This is a genomic window from Streptomyces coryli, assembly GCF_011044975.1.
Classification (GTDB): domain Bacteria; phylum Actinomycetota; class Actinomycetes; order Streptomycetales; family Streptomycetaceae; genus Streptomyces; species Streptomyces coryli.
This window is the reverse complement of the sequence record NZ_JAAKZV010000170.1, coordinates 1-17646: the sequence shown is the minus strand read 5'-3', so window position 1 is coordinate 17646 and position 17646 is coordinate 1. Positions and strand designations below refer to the sequence as shown.

The following is a 17646-nucleotide window of genomic DNA, read 5'->3' as shown; positions in this document are numbered from 1 at the left end:
GTGGGTGGGAGCAGCCCCCGGTCACCCAGCCGCGACAAGCGGCTACGCTTGCAAGCGTGGTAGCACCTGACTTCGCCGAAGCCCTGAAGGCCCTCCGCTCGACGATGGAATCGATCGAGGCCGTTCTCGATCTCGACTCCCTCCGGGCGGACATCGCTGCGCTCGAAGAGCAGGCGGCCGACCCCACGCTGTGGGACGACCAGGAGAACGCCCAGCAGGTGACGAGCAAGCTCTCGTTCCTGCAGGGGCAGCTCCGTAAGATCGAGGAGCTGCGCGGCCGCATCGACGACGTCGAGGTGATGCACGAGCTCGCCGAGTCCGAGGACGACAGCGACACCCGCGCCGAGGTCGAGACCGAGCTGGTGTCGGTCGGCAAGGCCGTCGACGAGCTCGAGGTCCGTACGCTCCTCTCCGGCGAGTACGACGCCCGTGAGGCGATGGTCAACATCCGCGCCGAGGCCGGCGGCGTCGACGCCGCGGACTTTGCCGAGCAGCTGCAGCGGATGTACATCCGCTGGGCCGAGCGCAAGGGCTATCCCACCGAGGTGCTCGACACCTCGTATGCGGAGGAAGCCGGCATCAAGTCGACGACCTTCACCATCAAGGCGCCGTACGCCTACGGCACCCTCTCCGTCGAGCAGGGCACGCACCGCATGGTGCGCATCTCCCCGTACGACAACCAGGGGCGCCGGCAGACCTCCTTCGCCGGTGTCGAGGTGCTCCCCGTCGTCGAGCAGACCGACCACATCGAGATCCCGGAGAACGAGATCCGGATCGACGTCTTCCGGTCGTCCGGCCCCGGCGGTCAGTCCGTCAACACCACCGACTCCGCGGTCCGCATCACGCACCTGCCCACCGGCATTGTCGTCTCCTGTCAGAACGAGAAGTCGCAGATCCAGAACCGCGCCGCCGCCATGCGTGTCCTGCAGGCCCGCCTGCTCGCCAGGCGCAAGGAGGAGGAGCAGGCCAAGATGAACGCCCTCAAGGGCGACAGTGCCGGCTCCTGGGGCAACCAGATGCGGTCGTACGTGCTGCAGCCGTACCAGATGGTCAAGGACCTGCGGACCGACCACGAGGTCGGCAACCCGACCGCCGTTCTCGACGGCGACATCGACGGCTTCATCGAGGCCGGCATTCGCTGGCGCAAGCAGCAGGAGCAGCAGCAGTAACGACCGCCGCTGAAGTGGAAGTTGCGGATCCTGTCACAATCCGGCGAACACGCGCCTGACTTGTCCGTTCTTACCGGGCATCTCCTCCCCTTTGCGCTTGACGCGCGTGTGAGTAGAGGGAAAGCTGAACCGCCGGATCGGCATTGGCTTTTTATACGGCTACTGGGGGTAGCGGTTAATGACTAGGAAGATGCGCGTTCGCGTGGCACGGATCGCCGCTGGCGCGGTGATTGCCGGCGGTGCCTCGCTTACTGCCGCGGGCGCCGCCCTGGCCGTGGACGGCCCGGACGCGACCCCGAAGGCGAGCACGCAGGCGGAGCCCAATGATGCAGAGGACGGCGGCCTCATTGGGGAGCTGATCGGCGGCGGTGACACCGGCGGCGACACCGAAGGTACCGGCGGCGACACCGAAGGCATCGGCGGTACCGCTGCCACCGGCGGCGACACCGAAGGTACCGGCGGCGACACCGAGGGCACGGTCACCGGTGGCGACACCGAGGGCACCGTCACCGGTGGTGACGACGGCGGCTCGGACACCGGCGGTGACACGGGCGGCGACACCGGCGGTGACACCGGTGGCAACGCGACCGGTGGCAACGCCACGGGTGGCCAGACCACCGGCGGCGGCGACACCGGCGGCTCGACCGGCGGTAACGGTGGCAACGCCACCGGCGGCCAGTCCACCGGCGGCGGCGACACCGGCGGCTCGACCGGTGGCGGCGGCGCGGACTGTGACATCGAGGACGGCACCGTCGTCTGCGACACCGACACCACCGGTGGCACCGGGACGACCGGCGGCGGCGCTCAGCCGGCCGGGAACCAGAAGCCGCAGGAGGAGCTCGCCGAGACCGGCGCCAGCGAGACGACGTTCCTCGTCGTCGGTGCGGCGGTCATGATCGCGGGCGGCGTCGGCTTCCGCTTCCTGCCGCGCGTCATGGACCGCGGCCAGGCCGCGTAAGCACGGCACGGACGTACGAGAAGGGCCCGGAGCAGCGCTCCGGGCCCTTCTCGCATGTCTGGAGTCCGGGGGCGTGGCCCCCGGGTCGAGGTGCTCTACGCCGTCTGGTGCTCCAGGTACAGCACCGCCGTGATGGCCGCCAGGAGTCCGATCAGCCACAGGATGACGGTGGGGCTGAGGCTGAAGCCGCCGTTTTCCCGCTGCATGCGCTGCCTGCTCGCCCGGCAGACCGGGCAGCGGCCCTCGCTGACGGGACCGGCGCAATTGGCGCACACCAACCAGTCGCGTGTCATGCGCTCGCTCCTCCCTCCCCCTCGTCCGTACGCCCCGCGCACGCCCCAGAGACAGGGGGGCCGAGGCGTTCCTCCTACCACTGTGCCAGCTTCGGGCCGATTCCACGTGTCCAGTCCGTCACGAGGGGGCACCAGGCGTGCACCCGGAGGCGCCCGGGGGCCGCCGGGCACCGGGGCCAACCGTGACGAAACGCACCAACGACCGGCGGCGACTGCGCACCCGGCGCACCTTCGCGTAGTGTCTCAGCGTCCAGACGGGAGGCGTCCCCGCTTCCTCCGCTCACAAAACAAGGCCGCTACGTGGTGCACCCGTGATCCGATTCGACAACGTCACGAAGACTTATCCCAAGCAGAACCGTCCTGCGCTCAGGGACGTCTCGCTCGACATCGAGCGCGGCGAGTTCGTCTTCCTGGTGGGCTCCTCAGGTTCCGGAAAGTCGACCTTTCTGCGCCTGATCCTGCGCGAGGAGCGGGCGTCTCATGGCCAGGTGCATGTGCTCGGCAAGGATCTGGCCAGGCTGTCCAACTGGAAGGTGCCGCACATGCGGCGCCAGCTGGGCACCGTATTCCAGGATTTCCGGCTGCTGCCGAACAAGACCGTCGGCGAGAACGTCGCTTTCGCCCTCGAGGTCATCGGCAAGCCGCGCGGCCAGATCCGTAAGACCGTCCCCGAGGTCCTCGACCTGGTCGGCCTGGCCGGCAAGGAGGACCGGATGCCCGGCGAGCTCTCCGGTGGTGAGCAGCAGCGGGTCGCGGTGGCGCGGGCCTTCGTCAACCGCCCGATGCTGCTGATCGCGGATGAGCCGACGGGCAACCTGGACCCGCAGACCTCGGTCGGGATCATGAAGCTGCTGGACCGGATCAACCGGACCGGCACCACGGTGATCATGGCCACCCACGACCAGCAGATCGTGGACCAGATGCGCCGCCGCGTGATCGAGCTGGAAAAGGGCCGACTGGTCCGCGACCAGTCCCGCGGTGTGTACGGATACCAGCACTGAGCTGCCCGACTAGCTGGAAAGGACGGGCATGCGCGCCCAGTTTGTGTTCTCGGAGATCGGCGTCGGTCTCCGCCGAAATCTCACGATGACCTTCGCGGTCATCGTCTCCGTGGCCCTGTCCCTCGGCCTCTTCGGTGCCTCGCTGCTGATGCGGGACCAGGTCGGCACGATGAAGGGCTACTGGTACGACAAGGTCAACGTCTCCATCTTCTTCTGCAACAAGGCGGATGCCGAGTCCTCCGACAATTGCGAGAAGGGTGCCGTCACCGCCGAGCAGAAGAAGGAGATCCGGGCCGAGCTCAACGATCTGAAGATCGTCGACAGCGTTCAGTACGAGTCCGCCGAAGAGGCGTACAAGCACTACAAGGAGCAGTTCGGCGACTCGCCGCTGGCCTCCTCGCTGACCCCGGACCAGATGCAGGAGTCCTTCCGCATCAAGCTCACGGATCCGGAGAAGTACCAGGTCATCTCCTCCGCCTTCGCGGACAGACCCGGGGTCCAGGAGGTCCAGGACCAACGGAACCTGCTGGAGAACCTCTTCAACCTGCTCAACGGCATGAACTGGGCCGCGCTGGGCGTGATGGCGCTGATGCTGGTCGTTGCGATCATGCTGATCGTCAACACCGTGCGGGTGTCGGCGTTCAGCAGGCGCAGGGAGACCGGGATCATGCGCCTGGTGGGCGCGTCCAGCTTCTATATCCAGTTGCCCTTCATCATGGAGGCGGCCATCGCCGGGCTGATCGGCGCGGGCTTCGCGTCGGTGCTGCTGGTCGGCGGCAAGTACTTCATGATCGACAACTGGCTGTCGGAGAAGATCCTGCTGATCAACTTCGTCGGCTGGGACGCGGTGATCAAGGTGCTCCCGCTGGTCTTCGCCATCGGTCTGCTGATGCCTGCGCTGGCGGCGTTCTTCGCCTTGCGCAAGTACCTGAAGGTGTGACTAATCGGACTGACGCGGGCGGTGGAACGTGGGGTCAACTCCCCATCCACCGCCCGTGTCTGTCCTAGACTCAGCCGCATGTCGGGTCCGTCTGACTGCGTCCCGCCCCGCGCTTTCCGCCGCGGGGCCGCCCTGACGTTGGTCTTCGCAGGGGTGCTGGCCACCGGAGCCGCCGCCGGTACGTTGACGGAGGCCGGCAGCGCCGTACGGCTGCCGTCCAAGTCGGTCGCCGACGAGGCCACGGGCACCCGCCGGGCCGCCGAGCCCGGCCACAAGGCCGACTCCGACGCCCGCGAGCTCGTCAGCCGCAGCGGAGACCGCTGGTCAGCGGCGTACGGGCCGCGTGAATACGAAGACTTCCAGCAGACCCTCGACGGCCGCTATGTCGGCGTCGGGCTGTGGATCGCGCAGTCCCGCGGGCGTGACGTGATAAAGGTCACCCGGGTGCAGCCCGGCGGCCCCGCGGACGAGGCCGGCATCCGGGCCGGGGACGCGCTGCGTACCGTCGACGGCCGCCGGGTGGCAGGCCAGCCGGTGACCGAGGTCGTCGCCCGGCTGCGCGGTACCGACGCCACCGCCGCGCCCGGCAGCGCCGTCGCCCTGGGCCTGGAGCGCGACGGCCGCCGCTGGGAGCGCACGCTGCACCGCGCCCGGCTGCAGGCGCGCCCGGTGACGGTGGACCGCTCCCGTACGCCGTCCGCGGCCGCCACCACCATCAAGGTCACCTCCTTCACCAAGGGCAGCGGCGCCGAGATCCGGGATGCCGCCCGCGCGGCCCGCGGCACCGGCGTCGTCCTCGATCTGCGCGGCAATAACGGCGGCCTGGTCCAGGAGGCCGTCACGGCCGCCTCGGCCTTCCTCGACCGCGGCGTGGTCGCCACGTACGACAATCGCGGCGACCAGCAGGCGCTCTACGCCCCGGCCGGCGGCGATACGGGCACGCCCCTGGTCGTCCTCGTCGACGGCGGCACCATGAGCGCCGCCGAGATGCTCGCGGGCGCGCTGCAGGACCGGGGGCGGGCGGTGGTGGTCGGCTCCCGTACGTTCGGCAAGGGGACCGTCCAGCTGCCGTCCGAGATGCCCGACGGCACGGTCGCCGAGCTCACCGTCGGCACGTATCGCACGCCCGCGGGGCGCGTCCTGGAGGGCATCGGCGTCGAGCCGGACCTCGCCGTGGCGGGCGGCAGGGATGCGGAAGCCGAGGCGAGCCGGGTATTGAGTGGCCTCGGAGGCGGGCTCTAGGCGACAATGTCCCGGCTATGGCTAAGCAAAAGGACAAGGACTCCGGGCGCAAACTCGTCGCGCAGAACAAGCGGGCGCGCTACGACTACAACATCCTGGACACGTACGAGTGCGGGATCGTGCTGACCGGCACCGAGGTGAAGTCGCTGCGGCAGGGACGCGCCTCGATCGTCGACGGCTACATCCACATCGACGGCGGCGAGGCCTGGATGAGCAACGTCCACATCCCCGAGTACACCCAGGGCACCTGGACGAACCACGCCGCCCGTCGCAAGCGCAAGCTGCTGCTGCACCGCGACCAGATCGACAAGCTCGAGGCGAAGTCGCAGGAGTCGTCGCACACGATCGTGCCGCTCGCGCTGTACTTCAAGGACGGCCGCGCCAAGATCGAGATTGCGCTGGCGAAGGGCAAGAAGGAGTACGACAAGCGGCAGACGCTGCGCGAGAAGCAGGACCGGCGGGAGGCCGAGAAGGTGATCTCCGCGGTGCGGCGGCGGCAGCGGAGCTGACCTGCGGCGCGGTGGCTGCCCGGCGTGGGGAATGCGCTGGCCTGTCGGGGCGTTGTTCCCGTACGATGGCAGTGCTGCCCACGGAGGCGGCGCCGTTTGAAAACACCACATGGGGATGATCGGTTTCGACAGCGGATGTCGAAGCAGGGGAAGCGTGTCGAGGAAGCGGCAATGATCTCGTTAACCATATGTCGCAACCAATAATCGCCAATACCAAGCGCGATTCCTTCGCCCTCGCTGCCTAAGTAGCGACTCGCGAAGTGTCAGCCCGGGGCTGTTCCCGCTCCGGATCCTGGCATCAGCTAGGGGACTCACCGTAGCGCCCGGTCACGGGGCGTAATCGGGACATCTAACAGTGACTGAGCCCGTCGGAGACTTGTCCGCGAGATCTCCGGGGCCGAGAAAATCACAGCGGACTGCACACGGAGAAGCCCTGGTTCCGCACCGTTGGACGCGGGTTCGATTCCCGCCATCTCCACCATCCCATGTAGTCGAAGCAGGCCCACCCCGTCCGGGGTGGGCCTGCTTCGTTGTGCGGCCGCAAGGGCTCCGGCTCGGGGTGTCGGGTGCATAACGGTGTCGCACTTGTTTAGACCAAAGCTCTGTCCGGGCTCTTGACCCCGGGGTTGTCCGGCCACACTCTTCAACACACACAGCGAGCATCTGCTGATCAATCAGCCCAGTGGGGGTGGTGGATGAGCACGACGGCATCCGGGGTGGAGGCGGCTGCGAAGCCCGAGGCCCCGGCCGGCCTGGCCCGGCGGATCTGGCACAACTATGTGTTACGGCGCGTCCTTCGCAGTCTGTTCGTGATCTGGGTCGTCACGACCGCGATGTTCTTCATGCTGCGGCTGCTGCCCGGGAATCCCGTCGACACCTTCATCGCGCAGCAGATCAGAGGCGGTTCGACGTACGAATCGGCCGCCGCGACGGCCGCGAATCTCTTCACCTTCGACCCCGAGACCCCGCTGATCCAGCAGTACTTCGACTATCTGTGGGCGCTGCTCCACGGCGACCTGGGCAACTCGCTCGACCCCGGCACCACCGTGATGGAGCAGATCGCCGCCAGCCTCCCCTGGACGATCTTCTCGGTCGGCTACGCCCTGCTCATCGCCATCGGCCTCGGGCTGCTGCTCGGGCTCGTCATGGCCTACCGCCGCGGCGGCTTCCTCGACCACTCGATCTCCATGGTCGGGTCCACGCTGCACGCCATCCCCAACTACCTCTTCGCGATCATCGTGGTCGTCTTCGGCGGCGTGCAGCTGGGGCTCTTCAACGTCTCCGAGACCCGCGGCACCCACACTGCCGGCGTCGAGCCGGGGTTCAACTTCACCTTCATCGCCGATGCCTTCTACCACGCCTCCATACCCGTCACCGTCTACGTCCTGACCACCTTCGGCACCTGGGCGCTGGTGATGAAGGCCTCCACCATCACCACGCTGGAGGAGGACTACGTCACCGTGGCCCGCGCCCGCGGCCTCAGCGGGCGGCGGATCGGGACGCAGTACGTAGGGCGTAACGCCGTGCTGCCGATGGTGGCGCAGATCGCGACGCAGGGCGGGTTCGTCTTCGGCAGCGCCATCTTCGTCGAGCTGATCCTGAAGTACGACGGGGTGAGCGCCGAGCTCTACGCGGCCGTCAACGACCGGGACTACGCCACCGTGCAGGGGATTCTGCTGATCATGACCATTGTGATCGTCTTCGCCAACCTCCTCGCGGAGATCGTCAATTCGATGCTCGATCCGCGGATCCGCGAGTCCGAGAGCGGGGCCGTGGGATGACCGCCGTCGTATCGCCCACCGTCGCCGAGCCGGCGCTGGCGCAGAGCACGGGCGGCCGGGCGGACGGGGTGCTGCGGCTGCTGGTCCGCAGCAAGTCCGGGCTCGCCGGGCTGATCGTCGTGGTGCTCATCATCGGGATGACGATCTTCGCGCCGCTCTTCGTCGACGAGCACAACCCCGTCCACGCCGACAACCGGTGGGCCGGGCCCAGCGGCGACCACTGGCTGGGCACCGACCACGCCGGGAAGGACGTGCTCAAGCAGGTCGTGCTCGGCGGGCGCACCATCCTCTACGTCGGCTTCTTCGCGGCGTTCATCACGCTCGCCATCGCCGTGGTGTTCGGCTCCCTGGCCGCGTACTACCGGGGGAAGCTGGATTCGGCGCTGCTGCAGCTGACCGACGTCGTGATGACCGTGCCGGCCGTCGTGCTGCTCGCCGTCGTCGGCGCCTTCTTCGGGCTGACCTCGCCGACCATGCTGGCGCTCCTGCTCGGGGTGATCACCTGGCCGGTGCTGATGCGGTCGATCCGGGCGCAGGTGCTCTCGCTCAAGGAGCGCGAATTCGTCGAGGCCGCGCGGCTGCAGGACCTCGGCAGCATGCGGATCATCTTCGTCGAGATCGTGCCGAACATGGCCGGCTACATCCTGATCAACTTCATCATCGCGGTCACCAACGCCATGTACGCGCTGGTGGGGTTGTACGTCCTCGGCCTCGCCCCGCTCGCCGGCGCCAACTGGGGGATCATGATCCATCAGGCCTGGACATACGGGGCGATCTACCTCCCCGAGGGGCGCGCCTTCATCCTCGCCCCGGTGTGCGCCATCGCGCTCTTCCAGCTCGGCCTCGTCATGCTGACGCGCGCCCTGGAGGAGACCTTCAACCCGCGGCTGTCGAGGGGGTAGGCCGATGCCGGTTCTTTCCGTACGGGATCTGCGCATCGGCTACCGCAGCGGCGGGCGGCTGGTGGAGGCGGTCCGCGGGGTGGACTTCGATCTCTATCCGAACGAGGCGCTCGCCCTCGTCGGCGAGTCCGGCAGCGGCAAGTCCACGCTCGGCCTCGGGCTGCTGCGGCTGCTGCCGCGCACCGGGCAGATCACCGGCGGCGAGGTGCGCTACCGGGCACCCGGCGGCGATCAGGTGGAGGCCACGGACTACGACGTGCTGAGTCTTGAGGGCACCCGGCTGCGGCGCTTCCGGTGGAGCGAGGCGGCCATGGTCTTCCAGGGCGCGATGAATGCCTTCAATCCGGTGCTACGGATCGGGGAGCAGTTCGCCGACACCATGCGGGCGCACGCGCCCGAGGGGCGGCTCGGCCGGGAGGACATCCGCGAGCGGGCGGGGGACTGCCTGCGCTCGGTGCGGCTCGAGCCGGGGCAGGTGCTCGGCTCGTATCCGCACGAGCTCTCCGGCGGCATGCGGCAGCGGGCGCTGATCGCGCTCGCCATGGTGCTGGAGCCGCGGGTGCTGATCCTCGACGAGCCGACGACGGCGCTCGATCTGCTCACCCAGCGGGCGATCGTCGACATGCTGCAGGAGCTGCGGGCCGAGCGCGGCTTCGCGATGATCTTCATCTCGCACGATCTGGCGCTGGCGTCCGAACTCGCCGACCGGGTGGCCACGATGTACGCGGGGCGGATCATCGAGTCGGGGACGGCGGACGACCTCTTCCGCGAGCCCCGGCATCCGTACACGGCAGGGCTGATCGGGGCCGTGCCGACCGTGCACGGCGGGGCGCTGGAGCCGGTGTCCATCCCGGGGGCGCCGCCCGACCTCGCGCGGCTGCCGGCGGGGTGTTCGTTCGCGTCGCGGTGCTCGTACGCCGTGGACGAGTGCCGGACTACGGATCCGGGGCTGCTGATGGTCACCGACCGGCCGGCGGGCGAGACGTCGCACGAGGCGGCGTGCCTGCGGTGGGAGGCGGTCCGGATGCCGGCGATGGCACTGCAGGATGAGGAGGCCGGGAAATGACCGGCGCTGCGTCTGATCAAAGCGTGCTGCTCGACCTCAAGGCGGTCTCGCAGACCTTCCACAGCAAGCGCGGCGCCCTCCCCGCCGTCCGCGACGTGTCGCTGAGCGTGGGCCGGGGTGAAGTGCTCTGCCTGGTCGGCGAGTCCGGCTGCGGGAAGACGACGACGGCGCGGATGGCGGCGGGGCTGGCGAAGCCCGTCGCCGGGAGCGTGGAGTTCGAGGGCGCGGACATCTGGCAGCTGGGGAAGCGGGAGCGGGTGGCGTACCGCAAGGCGGTGCAGTTCATCCACCAGGATCCGTATGCCTCGCTCAATCCGATCCGCACCGTCTACGCGACCCTCGCCGCCCCGCTGCGCAAGCACGGCCTGGCGGGGTCCCGCAAGGACGCCTGGGAGCAGGCGGCCGCGCTGCTCGCGCGGGTGGAGATGACGCCGGCCGCCAACTTCCTGAACAAATACCCGCACCAGCTCTCCGGCGGCCAGCGCCAGCGGGTGGCGGTGGCGCGGGCGCTCGCCCTCGGCCCGCGGCTGATCGTCGCCGACGAGGCCACCTCGATGCTGGATGTGTCGATACGGGTCGGCGTGCTGCGGATGCTGTCGAAGCTGCGCCAGGAGCTGGACGTCGGATTCGTCTTCATCACCCATGACCTGGCCATCGCCCGGCACTTCGGGACCGGCGGGCGGATCGCGGTGATGTACCTCGGCCGGGTGGTGGAGCACGGCCGCACCGAGGACGTGATCGGCGACCCGCAGCACCCGTACACCAAGGCGCTGCTCAGCGCCGTACCGGACCTCGCTCCCGGACCGCGGCGGGACCCCGGGCTGCGCGGTGTCGATATCCCGGACCTGGCGGCGCTGCCGAGCGGGTGCACCTTTCATCCGCGGTGCCCGCTGTACGTGCCCGGGACCTGCGATGCCGTCGAGCCGGAGCTGCTCGAGGCGGCGGGGCGCGAGGTGGCCTGCCATGTGGTCGCCGGGCAGGCGGACGCCGCTCCGGCCGACGACACCCGGGAGAAGACCGGGGGCGGCGTCTGATGGAGGTCCTCGCGCGCCTCGCGCTGACCCTGGCGGCCCTCATGGTCGTGGGTTCGCTGCTGATGCTGGGGGCGACCGAGTCCGGCACCCCGGAGCGCACGATCACTCTGTTCAGTCTCATCGGCGGCGCGGTGGCCATGGCCGCGAGCGTGGCGCTGATACGGATCGGCCGCCGGCGGGCGGAACCCGTCAGCAACGGCAACGACTGACGTAGGAGGAGGGGGAGATGACCGACATTGCACCGTCCGACATCTCACGCAGGCGGCTGTTCCAGATCATGGGGCTCGGCACGGTGGCTGCCGTGGGCGTCCCGGGTCTTGCGGCCTGCTCCAAGGCGGACCCGGAGGACGACAAGAACAAGACCGGTGAGTTCCACGGCGCGTATCCGTTCAACAAGCCGCCGGCCGGGCACTTCAACCGCGGTGGCGGGCCGATCGGCCTGGCGCCGGTCGCGATGTATCTGATCGACGGGCCGTACAGCGATCTGATCCACTCCGTGGGCGCGTACTGGGACTGGGCACAGAAGAAGTTCGTCTACTACCTGGCCGAGAGCTCCGAGTTCAACGACGACTTCTCCACCTTCACGGTCAAGCTCCGCTCCGGGCTGAAGTGGTCCAACGGCAAGCCGCTGACCTCCAAGGACTACATGACCACCATGTACGTCCAGTGGATCCAGAACTCGCCCGCCTGGGGATCGATCGAGAAGATCGAGGCACCGGACGAGCAGACCTTCGTCGTCCACCTGAAGTCCCCGGCCGCGATCATCGACCGCTACATCCTGAAGAGCTCGGTCATCGACACCGGCACCTACGGCGAGTGGGCGGACAAGGCCGCCACGCTGGTGGAGGCGGGCGAGAAGACCACGGGCAAGAAGGCGGTCGCGCTGAACAAGGACTTCAACAAGTTCCGGCCCAAGGAGATCATCGCGTCCGGGCCGTTCATGGTCGACGACAAGCTGATCACCTCCTCCAAGATGACCCTGGTGAAGAACAAGCACGGCTTCCGGGCGAACGAGGTGAAGTTCGAGAAGATCATCCTCTTCAACGGCGAGACCCCGGACGTCGCGCCGCTGGTCGAGTCGAAGGACGTCGACTACGCCACCCACGGCTTCACGCCCGCCCAGGAGAAGTCGTTCGAGAACGCCGGCTACCGCATCATGCGGCCGCCGACGTACAGCGGTCCCGCGCTCTTCATCAACCACGACAAGGTGAAGGCGTTCAGCGACCGGCGGGCCCGGCAGGCGCTGGCGTACGCGATCAAGCGGGACGAGGCCGGCAAGGTCGCGCTGGGCGAGTCCGGCAAGGCCGTGCGCTATATGGCCGGGTTCTCCGACGTGATGGTGCAGGACTGGATCTCCGCCGCCGACCAGAAGAAGCTCGCCAGATACGAGCACGACACCGACAAGGCCGAGAAGCTGCTGACCGAGGCGGGCTGGAAGAAGAGCGGCGGCAAATGGCAGACCCCGCAGGGGAAGACCGCCAAGTTCGTCATCTCCTTCCCGTCGGACTTCGCGGACTGGGCCGCCTGCGCCGAGAACATCGCCGAGCAGCTGAAGGAGTTCGGCATCGAACTGGTCCAGAAAGGCCAGAAGTTCGAGTCGTACAACCCGGAGATCGACAAGGGCAACTTCGAGCTGTGCATCCAGGCGTGGGGCGCCTCGCAGCACCCGCACCCGCACTTCTCCTTCGCCGCCGACCTGTTCATCCACAACATCCCGATCGCCCGTAACGCGGGCGGCCGCGGCATGGGCTTCGAGCTCAAGGTCGACACGGAGGAGACGGGCAAGATCGACCTGGAGAAGGTGGTCAACATGTCCGGGGAGGGCCTCAACGAGGACGAGCAGAAGAAGAACGTCACGGCGGCGGCGCTGGCCTTCAACGACCTGCTGCCGATCATCCCGATCTTCGAGCGCTACGGGAACAACCCGGTGCTGGAGGGGCCGCGGGTGAAGAAGTTCCCCGGGGACGCCGAGCCCATCATGCAGAACGCGCCGTACGGCGACAACGCGGTGGTGATGGGGCTGCTGGACAGCAGCATCACGCCCTGATGCGGCCGGTCGTCGCCATCGTGGGGCTCGGGGTCGAGTCGTCGGTGTTCTCGCCGGCCCGCACCCCGGGCTTCGCGTTCCTTCCGGCGCGCGGGGCCGAGGTGTTCGGGCGCTATCAGTACCCGTTTCTCGCGGACATCGATGCCGTCGACTGGCGCGGGGCGCTGGTCGGGAAGGCGCTGCCCGGAGGTGTGGTGACGGCGCGCGCCTTCGCGGAGCTGGCCGAGGAGATACTGGAGCGGCTGGGTGCCATGACGCTGCTCGACGGGGTGCTGTACGACATCCACGGCGCCATGACGGTGGAGGGCCTCGACGACGCGGAGGCCTGGCTGCTCGCCCGTATCCGCGAGGTGGTGGGTCCGCAGGCGGTCGTCTCGACGTCGATGGACCTGCACGGAAACGTCTCGCGCGAACTGGTCCGCCTCAGCGACCTGATCACCTGCTATCGGACGGCGCCGCATGTGGACGTGGCGGCGACGAAGGAGCGGGCCGCACGCAAGCTGGCGGAGCTGCTCACGGGTGGCGGGCCGCTACCGGTGAAGGCCTGGATTCCGGTGCCCGTACTGCTGGCAGGGGAGCAGACCTCGACGCGGGTGGAGCCGGGGCGCGGGTTGTACGAGGCGGTGGCCGAGGTCGCGTCGGAGCCGGGCGTCACCGACGCGGCCGCGTGGGTCGGTTACGCCTGGGGCGACGAGCCGCGCAACCATGCCGCGGTGGTCGTCACCGGCCCGGCGGAGGACGCTGTGCGGGCCGGCGCGGAGCGGCTCGCCCGCCACTTCTGGGACGCCCGCCGCGACTTCGCCTTTGTCGCGCCCACCGGGACGCTCGACGCCTGCCTCGACGAGGCGCTGGCCTCGTCGGCGCGCCCGTATGCCATCAGCGACAGCGGCGACAACCCGACGGCGGGCGGGGCGGGCGACGTCACCTGGGGGCTGCGACGGGTGCTCGCCCGCCCGGAGTTCCGCGACCCGGACGGCCCGGTCGTCATCTACGCCTCGCTGCCCGGGCCCGCCGCGGTGGCGACCTGCCTACGGGCCGGGGTCGGCGCCACGGTCACCGTGACCGCGGGCGCCGAGGTCGACGACCGGCACGGCGGGCCGCTCACCATGACCGGCGTGGTCCATGCCGTACGGGAGGACGTTCCGCACGCGGACACGGAGGCGGTGCTGCGGGTGGGCAGCGTCCACGTGATCCTCACCAAGGAGCGCAAGGCGTACCACCGGGAGAGCGACTTCACGGAGCTGTCACTCGACCCGCGGGCGGCGGACGTGGTCATCGTCAAGATCGGTTACCTGGAGCCCGAGTTGTACGCCCTGGCCGCCGATTGGCGCCTCGCCCTCACCCCGGGCGGGGTCGACCAGGACCTGGTCCACCTCGGCCACCGGCGGATCCGGCGTCCGATGTTCCCGTTCGACCCCGGCATGGCCGACCCCGACCTGAGTGCCCGCATCGTGCCGCCGTTCACCGGCCCCGAGGAATAGCCGCTGCGCGGCGGCGAGCACCAGGCACACGCCCGCCATCGCGGACCACAGCGTCGCCGCGTCCGCGTGCTCCAGCAGCTGGGTGCCGAGGACGGGGGCGGTGACGGTGGCGATGCCCCAGGTGATGCCGTACGCCGCGAGATAGCGGCCGGTGCCGCCGGCGGGGGCTAGGTCGGCGACGACGGCGAGCGCGCGGCCCATGATCAGCAGGTCGCCGAGGCCGCACACCACGGTGGCGGTCGCGTATCCGGGGAGGCCGGTCGCGAACGCGTAGCCGGCCAGTCCCGCGGCCAGCAGCAGACAGCCCACCGTCAGCGTCGCCGCGGCGGACAGCTCGGCCACCCGCCGTAGCCGCAGCAGCGGTTGGGCGGCGACGGCGGTCACGGCGGCCGTGGTGAACAGCAGCCCGGCGTCGGAGGGGCGCAGCCCGCGGTCGTCGAGGGTGAGCGGCAGCGCCATGATGACCACCATGTGCACCAGCGCGTAGGCGGTGCCGAAGGCGAAGAGGGCCAGCAGGGCCCGGTCCCGCCACGGGCTGCCGGTCCTGTCGTGGCTGCGCCGCGTCCGTACGGGCCGGTCGGCGGGCAGCACCGCGAGCACGATGGCGGCGCAAAGCGCGCAGGTCACCGCGTCGGCGACGAACAGCCAGCGCAGATCCCACCGCCCGAGCCCCGCGGCCAGCAGCCCCGCGCCCATGCCGCCCACGGCCATGCCCGCGTTGAGCAGGCTGTAGGCGCGCACCCGCAGCTGCGACGGCACGGCGTCGGCGATCATCGCCTGGCTGGGCGGCTCGTACAACTCGTAGGCCAGGCCCAGCAGAACGGCGAAGACCGTCACGGCCGTGAGGCTCCCGGACCCCGCGATGCCGAGCTGCGCGAGGGCGCAGCCGCTCAGCCCCAGCACGATCGTGCGCCGCCGGCCGAGCCGGTCCGCCAGCCGCCCGCCGATCAGCCGGGAGGGGATCGTCGCCAGCCCGAAGGCGGCCGAGATCAGGCCCGCGGCGGTCCCGCCCGCGTGGAACTCCTTGCTGATCAGCACGGTGAGGAAGGCCATCGAGAAGGCGCCGAGCCGGTTGAAGACGCGGGCGGTGACCAGCAGCCATACGGTGCGGGGCAAGGGGGCTCCTCGAGGGTGAGTCACTGACGTATCGGATAACGTCGGTCACGGACGTTACGACCCGGAGGAGTGACCAGTCAAGTGCTATTCGATAGTCACGTCGCGGTGCTGCTGGAAGCCGCCGTATCGCTCGTGAACACGCTCACCGACGGCGAGTCCCGCGGCCGCCCGTACACCGCTCCACGCGGCACCGCGCTGCCGGCCGCGGTCGACGCCGCCGTCCCGCTGACGCCCGGCGCCTCCCTGCCGCGCGAGATCGACGCCGACCAGGCGGCGTATGTCGCGGATTTCGCGCACCGCTTGCGCGAGATCTTCGCCGCCGTCCAGGCCGACGACATGGACACCGCCGCGACCGTGGTCAACGACCTCCTCCGCGACACCGGCGCCCGCCCCCAGCTCGACCGGGCCCCCGGCGAACCGTGGCAGATGCACTTCCACGGCGCCGACGACACCTTCGCCGTGGGGTGGAGCGCCGGCTGCGCCACCGCGCTGGCGCTGACGGTCGGCGGCGGTCTCGCCGGGCGGCTCGGCGTCTGCCGGGCCGACCGCTGCGACCGGGTCTACGTCGACACGTCCAAGAACGCCGCCCGGCACTTCTGCTCCGCCGCCTGCCAGAGCCGTACCAAGGCCGCCGCCTTCCGGGCCCGCGCCGCGGCCCGTTCGGACTAGCAACGCGCGCCGGGGCGGCCCGCCGCGGGCGACGGTGGGGGAATGATCGAGGAGACCGCCGAGAAGACGTGCCCGGCGGGAACGCCGCCGGGGCCGGAGCGCGAACCCGCCGTGCGGGACTGGCCGGTGGTGGATCTGCCGGCGCTGCGAAGTGATCCGCTGTTCGACGAGCTGCTGGCCGAGGAGCCGGTGACGCGCATCAAGCTGCCGTTCGGCGAGGGCCATGCCTGGCTGGTGACCCGGTACGAGGACGTCAAGCAGGTCACCTCCGACCCGCGGTTCAGCCGCGCCGAGGTGGTCGGCCGGGACGTCACCCGGTCCATCCCGGCGCCGGTGGCGGCGCAGAAGGCGAGCCTGCAGTACCTCGATCCGCCCGACCACACCCGGCTCCGCAAGGTGGTGGCGCGGGCCTTCACCGCGCGCTCGATGCGGCGGCTGCGGCCGATGGTGGAGGCCGCGGCGGAGCGGCTGCTGGACGAGATGGAGCGGCAGGGCGCGCCGGCCGATGTCGTCACGTATCTGAACAAGCCGTTCCCCGAGGCTGTGGTCAGCGACCTGCTCGGGGTGCCGGAGAGCGACCGCCCGGCGCTGGGCGCCCTGGGGGAGCAGATCCTGACCGCCGACGCGGACGGCGAGGCGCGGATGAAGGCGCGGGCCGCGGCCCGTCAGGTGGTCGTCGACCTGCTGGCGCGCCGCCGTGCCGAGCCGTCCGAGGACCTGGGCGGCGTACTGGCCGAGGCGGCGGCGCAGCAGGAGATCAGCGAGGACGAGGCGATCTCACTGGCCACCGCGATCTGGATCAGCGGCGGGCACGCAGTCACCAACAACACCGCGAACATGGTGTACGCGCTGCTCACGCACCCCGCCCAACTGGCCCGGCTGCGCGCCGAGCCGGAGCTGATGCCGCAGGCCGTGGACGAGCTGCTGCGCTACGTACCGCACCGCAACGGCGTCGGCATCCCGCGCATCGCCACCGAGGACGTCGAGGTCGGCGGCGTCCTCATCAAGGCCGGCGAGGTCATCTACAACTCCTACCTGGCCGCCAACCGCGACCCGGGCGCCTTCCCCGACCCGCACACCCTCGACTTCGCCCGCCCGCCCCTCTCCCACCTCTCCTTCGGTCACGGCCCGCACCACTGCCTGGCCGCGGCCCTGGCCCGGATGGAATCCGAGGTCCTGCTCAGCGCATTGCTGACCCGCTTCCCGGACCTGCGCCTGGCCGTGCGCGCGGACGACATCGAATGGCACACCCGCACCCTGATCCGCGGCCCGAAGGCGCTGCCGGTCGCGTGGTGAGGGTGGTTACGCCACCCCCACCTTGCTGAACAGTGCTCGCATGCCGCCGCTCAGATCGGTCTGCGTGCGCAGCGGCCTGGGGAAGGGGAGCCGGGTGTCCAGGTGGGTGCGGGGGGTTTCCAGGCGGAGGGTGAGTCCGTAG

At 69.8% G+C, this 17646-nt stretch carries 16 protein-coding genes, 1 other RNA gene and 1 pseudogene; 16 read left to right on the top strand and 2 right to left on the bottom strand.

Annotated elements, in window-relative coordinates:
• Positions 1-56: 56 nt before the first annotated feature.
• Positions 57-1169 (top strand): peptide chain release factor 2, encoded by a 1113-nt coding sequence (prfB, locus tag G5C51_RS28960; protein WP_165241373.1) that lies wholly within the window; start codon positions 57-59, stop codon positions 1167-1169.
• Positions 1170-1371: 202 nt separating this feature from the next.
• On the top strand, positions 1372-2127 hold the full coding sequence (locus G5C51_RS28955) for a hypothetical protein (RefSeq protein WP_165241371.1): 756 nt from the start codon (positions 1372-1374) through the stop codon (positions 2125-2127).
• 95 nt (positions 2128-2222) lie between these two features.
• Here the strand turns inward: G5C51_RS28955 and G5C51_RS28950 are convergent, their stop codons facing one another.
• A complete protein-coding gene (locus tag G5C51_RS28950) occupies positions 2223-2420 on the bottom strand; it encodes a hypothetical protein (protein ID WP_165241369.1) in 198 nt (65 codons plus the stop codon).
• 311 nt (positions 2421-2731) lie between these two features.
• On the opposite strand from G5C51_RS28950, the gene ftsE reads away from it, so the two are divergent.
• The 12 genes from ftsE to G5C51_RS28890 all read left to right on the top strand — a co-directional run bounded on the left by ftsE (position 2732) and on the right by G5C51_RS28890 (position 14423).
• A complete protein-coding gene (gene ftsE / locus G5C51_RS28945; protein ID WP_165241367.1) occupies positions 2732-3421 on the top strand; it encodes a cell division ATP-binding protein FtsE in 690 nt (229 codons plus the stop codon).
• 28 nt (positions 3422-3449) lie between these two features.
• Positions 3450-4361, top strand: a complete 912-nt coding sequence (gene ftsX / locus G5C51_RS28940; protein ID WP_165241365.1) for a permease-like cell division protein FtsX — start codon at positions 3450-3452, stop codon at positions 4359-4361.
• A 78-nt stretch (positions 4362-4439) separates the two neighbouring features.
• Entirely contained in the window at positions 4440-5603 is a 1164-nt protein-coding gene (locus G5C51_RS28935) for a S41 family peptidase (protein WP_165241363.1), read from the top strand.
• Positions 5604-5620: 17 nt separating this feature from the next.
• Positions 5621-6112 carry an SsrA-binding protein SmpB gene (gene smpB, locus G5C51_RS28930; protein ID WP_165241361.1) on the top strand — a complete coding sequence of 164 codons (492 nt, stop codon included), beginning with the start codon at positions 5621-5623 and terminating at the stop codon, positions 6110-6112.
• 111 nt (positions 6113-6223) lie between these two features.
• Positions 6224-6593, top strand: a transfer-messenger RNA (tmRNA) gene (gene ssrA / locus G5C51_RS28925).
• A 214-nt stretch (positions 6594-6807) separates the two neighbouring features.
• Positions 6808-7893: an ABC transporter permease gene (locus G5C51_RS28920; RefSeq protein ID WP_165241359.1), complete on the top strand. Its 1086-nt coding sequence runs from the start codon at positions 6808-6810 to the stop codon at positions 7891-7893.
• Positions 7890-8795: an ABC transporter permease gene (locus G5C51_RS28915; RefSeq protein WP_165241357.1), complete on the top strand. Its 906-nt coding sequence runs from the start codon at positions 7890-7892 to the stop codon at positions 8793-8795. Before G5C51_RS28920 ends, G5C51_RS28915 begins: the two co-directional genes overlap by 4 nt.
• 4 nt (positions 8796-8799) lie before the next feature.
• Complete coding sequence (locus G5C51_RS28910; RefSeq protein WP_165241355.1) at positions 8800-9861, top strand: ABC transporter ATP-binding protein; 1062 nt, start codon at positions 8800-8802, stop codon at positions 9859-9861.
• Positions 9858-10895, top strand: a complete 1038-nt coding sequence (locus tag G5C51_RS28905) for an ABC transporter ATP-binding protein (RefSeq protein ID WP_165241353.1) — start codon at positions 9858-9860, stop codon at positions 10893-10895. Before G5C51_RS28910 ends, G5C51_RS28905 begins: the two co-directional genes overlap by 4 nt.
• The gene (locus G5C51_RS28900; protein WP_165241351.1) at positions 10895-11104 is read left to right on the top strand and encodes a hypothetical protein; all 210 of its coding nucleotides are present in this window, start codon (positions 10895-10897) and stop codon (positions 11102-11104) included. The genes G5C51_RS28905 and G5C51_RS28900 overlap by 1 nt, the downstream gene beginning before the upstream one ends.
• A gap of 17 nt (positions 11105-11121) precedes the next feature.
• Complete coding sequence (locus G5C51_RS28895; protein ID WP_165241349.1) at positions 11122-12942, top strand: ABC transporter substrate-binding protein; 1821 nt, start codon at positions 11122-11124, stop codon at positions 12940-12942.
• The gene (locus G5C51_RS28890) at positions 12942-14423 is read left to right on the top strand and encodes a M81 family metallopeptidase (protein ID WP_165241347.1); all 1482 of its coding nucleotides are present in this window, start codon (positions 12942-12944) and stop codon (positions 14421-14423) included. Before G5C51_RS28895 ends, G5C51_RS28890 begins: the two co-directional genes overlap by 1 nt.
• Positions 14424-14453: 30 nt before the next feature.
• On the opposite strand, the pseudogene G5C51_RS28885 reads toward G5C51_RS28890, so the two are convergent.
• A pseudogene (locus G5C51_RS28885) lies at positions 14454-15563 on the bottom strand (MFS transporter); the annotation flags it as partial.
• 57 nt (positions 15564-15620) lie between these two features.
• Between G5C51_RS28885 and G5C51_RS28880 the strand changes: the two are divergent.
• Both G5C51_RS28880 and G5C51_RS28875 read left to right on the top strand, forming a co-directional pair.
• On the top strand, positions 15621-16208 hold the full coding sequence (locus G5C51_RS28880; RefSeq protein WP_165241345.1) for a CGNR zinc finger domain-containing protein: 588 nt from the start codon (positions 15621-15623) through the stop codon (positions 16206-16208).
• A gap of 42 nt (positions 16209-16250) precedes the next feature.
• Positions 16251-17504 (top strand): cytochrome P450, encoded by a 1254-nt coding sequence (locus tag G5C51_RS28875; RefSeq protein ID WP_165241343.1) that lies wholly within the window; start codon positions 16251-16253, stop codon positions 17502-17504.
• The last annotated feature ends 142 nt before the right edge of the window (positions 17505-17646 follow it).

Excerpts from the sequence above, each read along its gene's own strand:
- G5C51_RS28875 (WP_165241343.1), top strand. The coding sequence starts at position 16,251 with ATGATCGAGGAGACCGCCGAGAAGACGTGCCCGGCGGGAACGCCGCCG.
- G5C51_RS28895 (WP_165241349.1), top strand. The coding sequence starts at position 11,122 with ATGACCGACATTGCACCGTCCGACATCTCACGCAGGCGGCTGTTCCAG.
- G5C51_RS28935 (WP_165241363.1), top strand. The coding sequence starts at position 4,440 with ATGTCGGGTCCGTCTGACTGCGTCCCGCCCCGCGCTTTCCGCCGCGGG.
- G5C51_RS28890 (WP_165241347.1), top strand. The coding sequence starts at position 12,942 with ATGCGGCCGGTCGTCGCCATCGTGGGGCTCGGGGTCGAGTCGTCGGTG.
- smpB (WP_165241361.1), top strand. The coding sequence starts at position 5,621 with ATGGCTAAGCAAAAGGACAAGGACTCCGGGCGCAAACTCGTCGCGCAG.
- G5C51_RS28950 (WP_165241369.1), bottom strand. The coding sequence starts at position 2,420 with ATGACACGCGACTGGTTGGTGTGCGCCAATTGCGCCGGTCCCGTCAGC.
- G5C51_RS28915 (WP_165241357.1), top strand. The coding sequence starts at position 7,890 with ATGACCGCCGTCGTATCGCCCACCGTCGCCGAGCCGGCGCTGGCGCAG.
- ftsX (WP_165241365.1), top strand. The coding sequence starts at position 3,450 with ATGCGCGCCCAGTTTGTGTTCTCGGAGATCGGCGTCGGTCTCCGCCGA.
- G5C51_RS28900 (WP_165241351.1), top strand. The coding sequence starts at position 10,895 with ATGGAGGTCCTCGCGCGCCTCGCGCTGACCCTGGCGGCCCTCATGGTC.
- G5C51_RS28910 (WP_165241355.1), top strand. The coding sequence starts at position 8,800 with ATGCCGGTTCTTTCCGTACGGGATCTGCGCATCGGCTACCGCAGCGGC.
- G5C51_RS28920 (WP_165241359.1), top strand. The coding sequence starts at position 6,808 with ATGAGCACGACGGCATCCGGGGTGGAGGCGGCTGCGAAGCCCGAGGCC.
- G5C51_RS28905 (WP_165241353.1), top strand. The coding sequence starts at position 9,858 with ATGACCGGCGCTGCGTCTGATCAAAGCGTGCTGCTCGACCTCAAGGCG.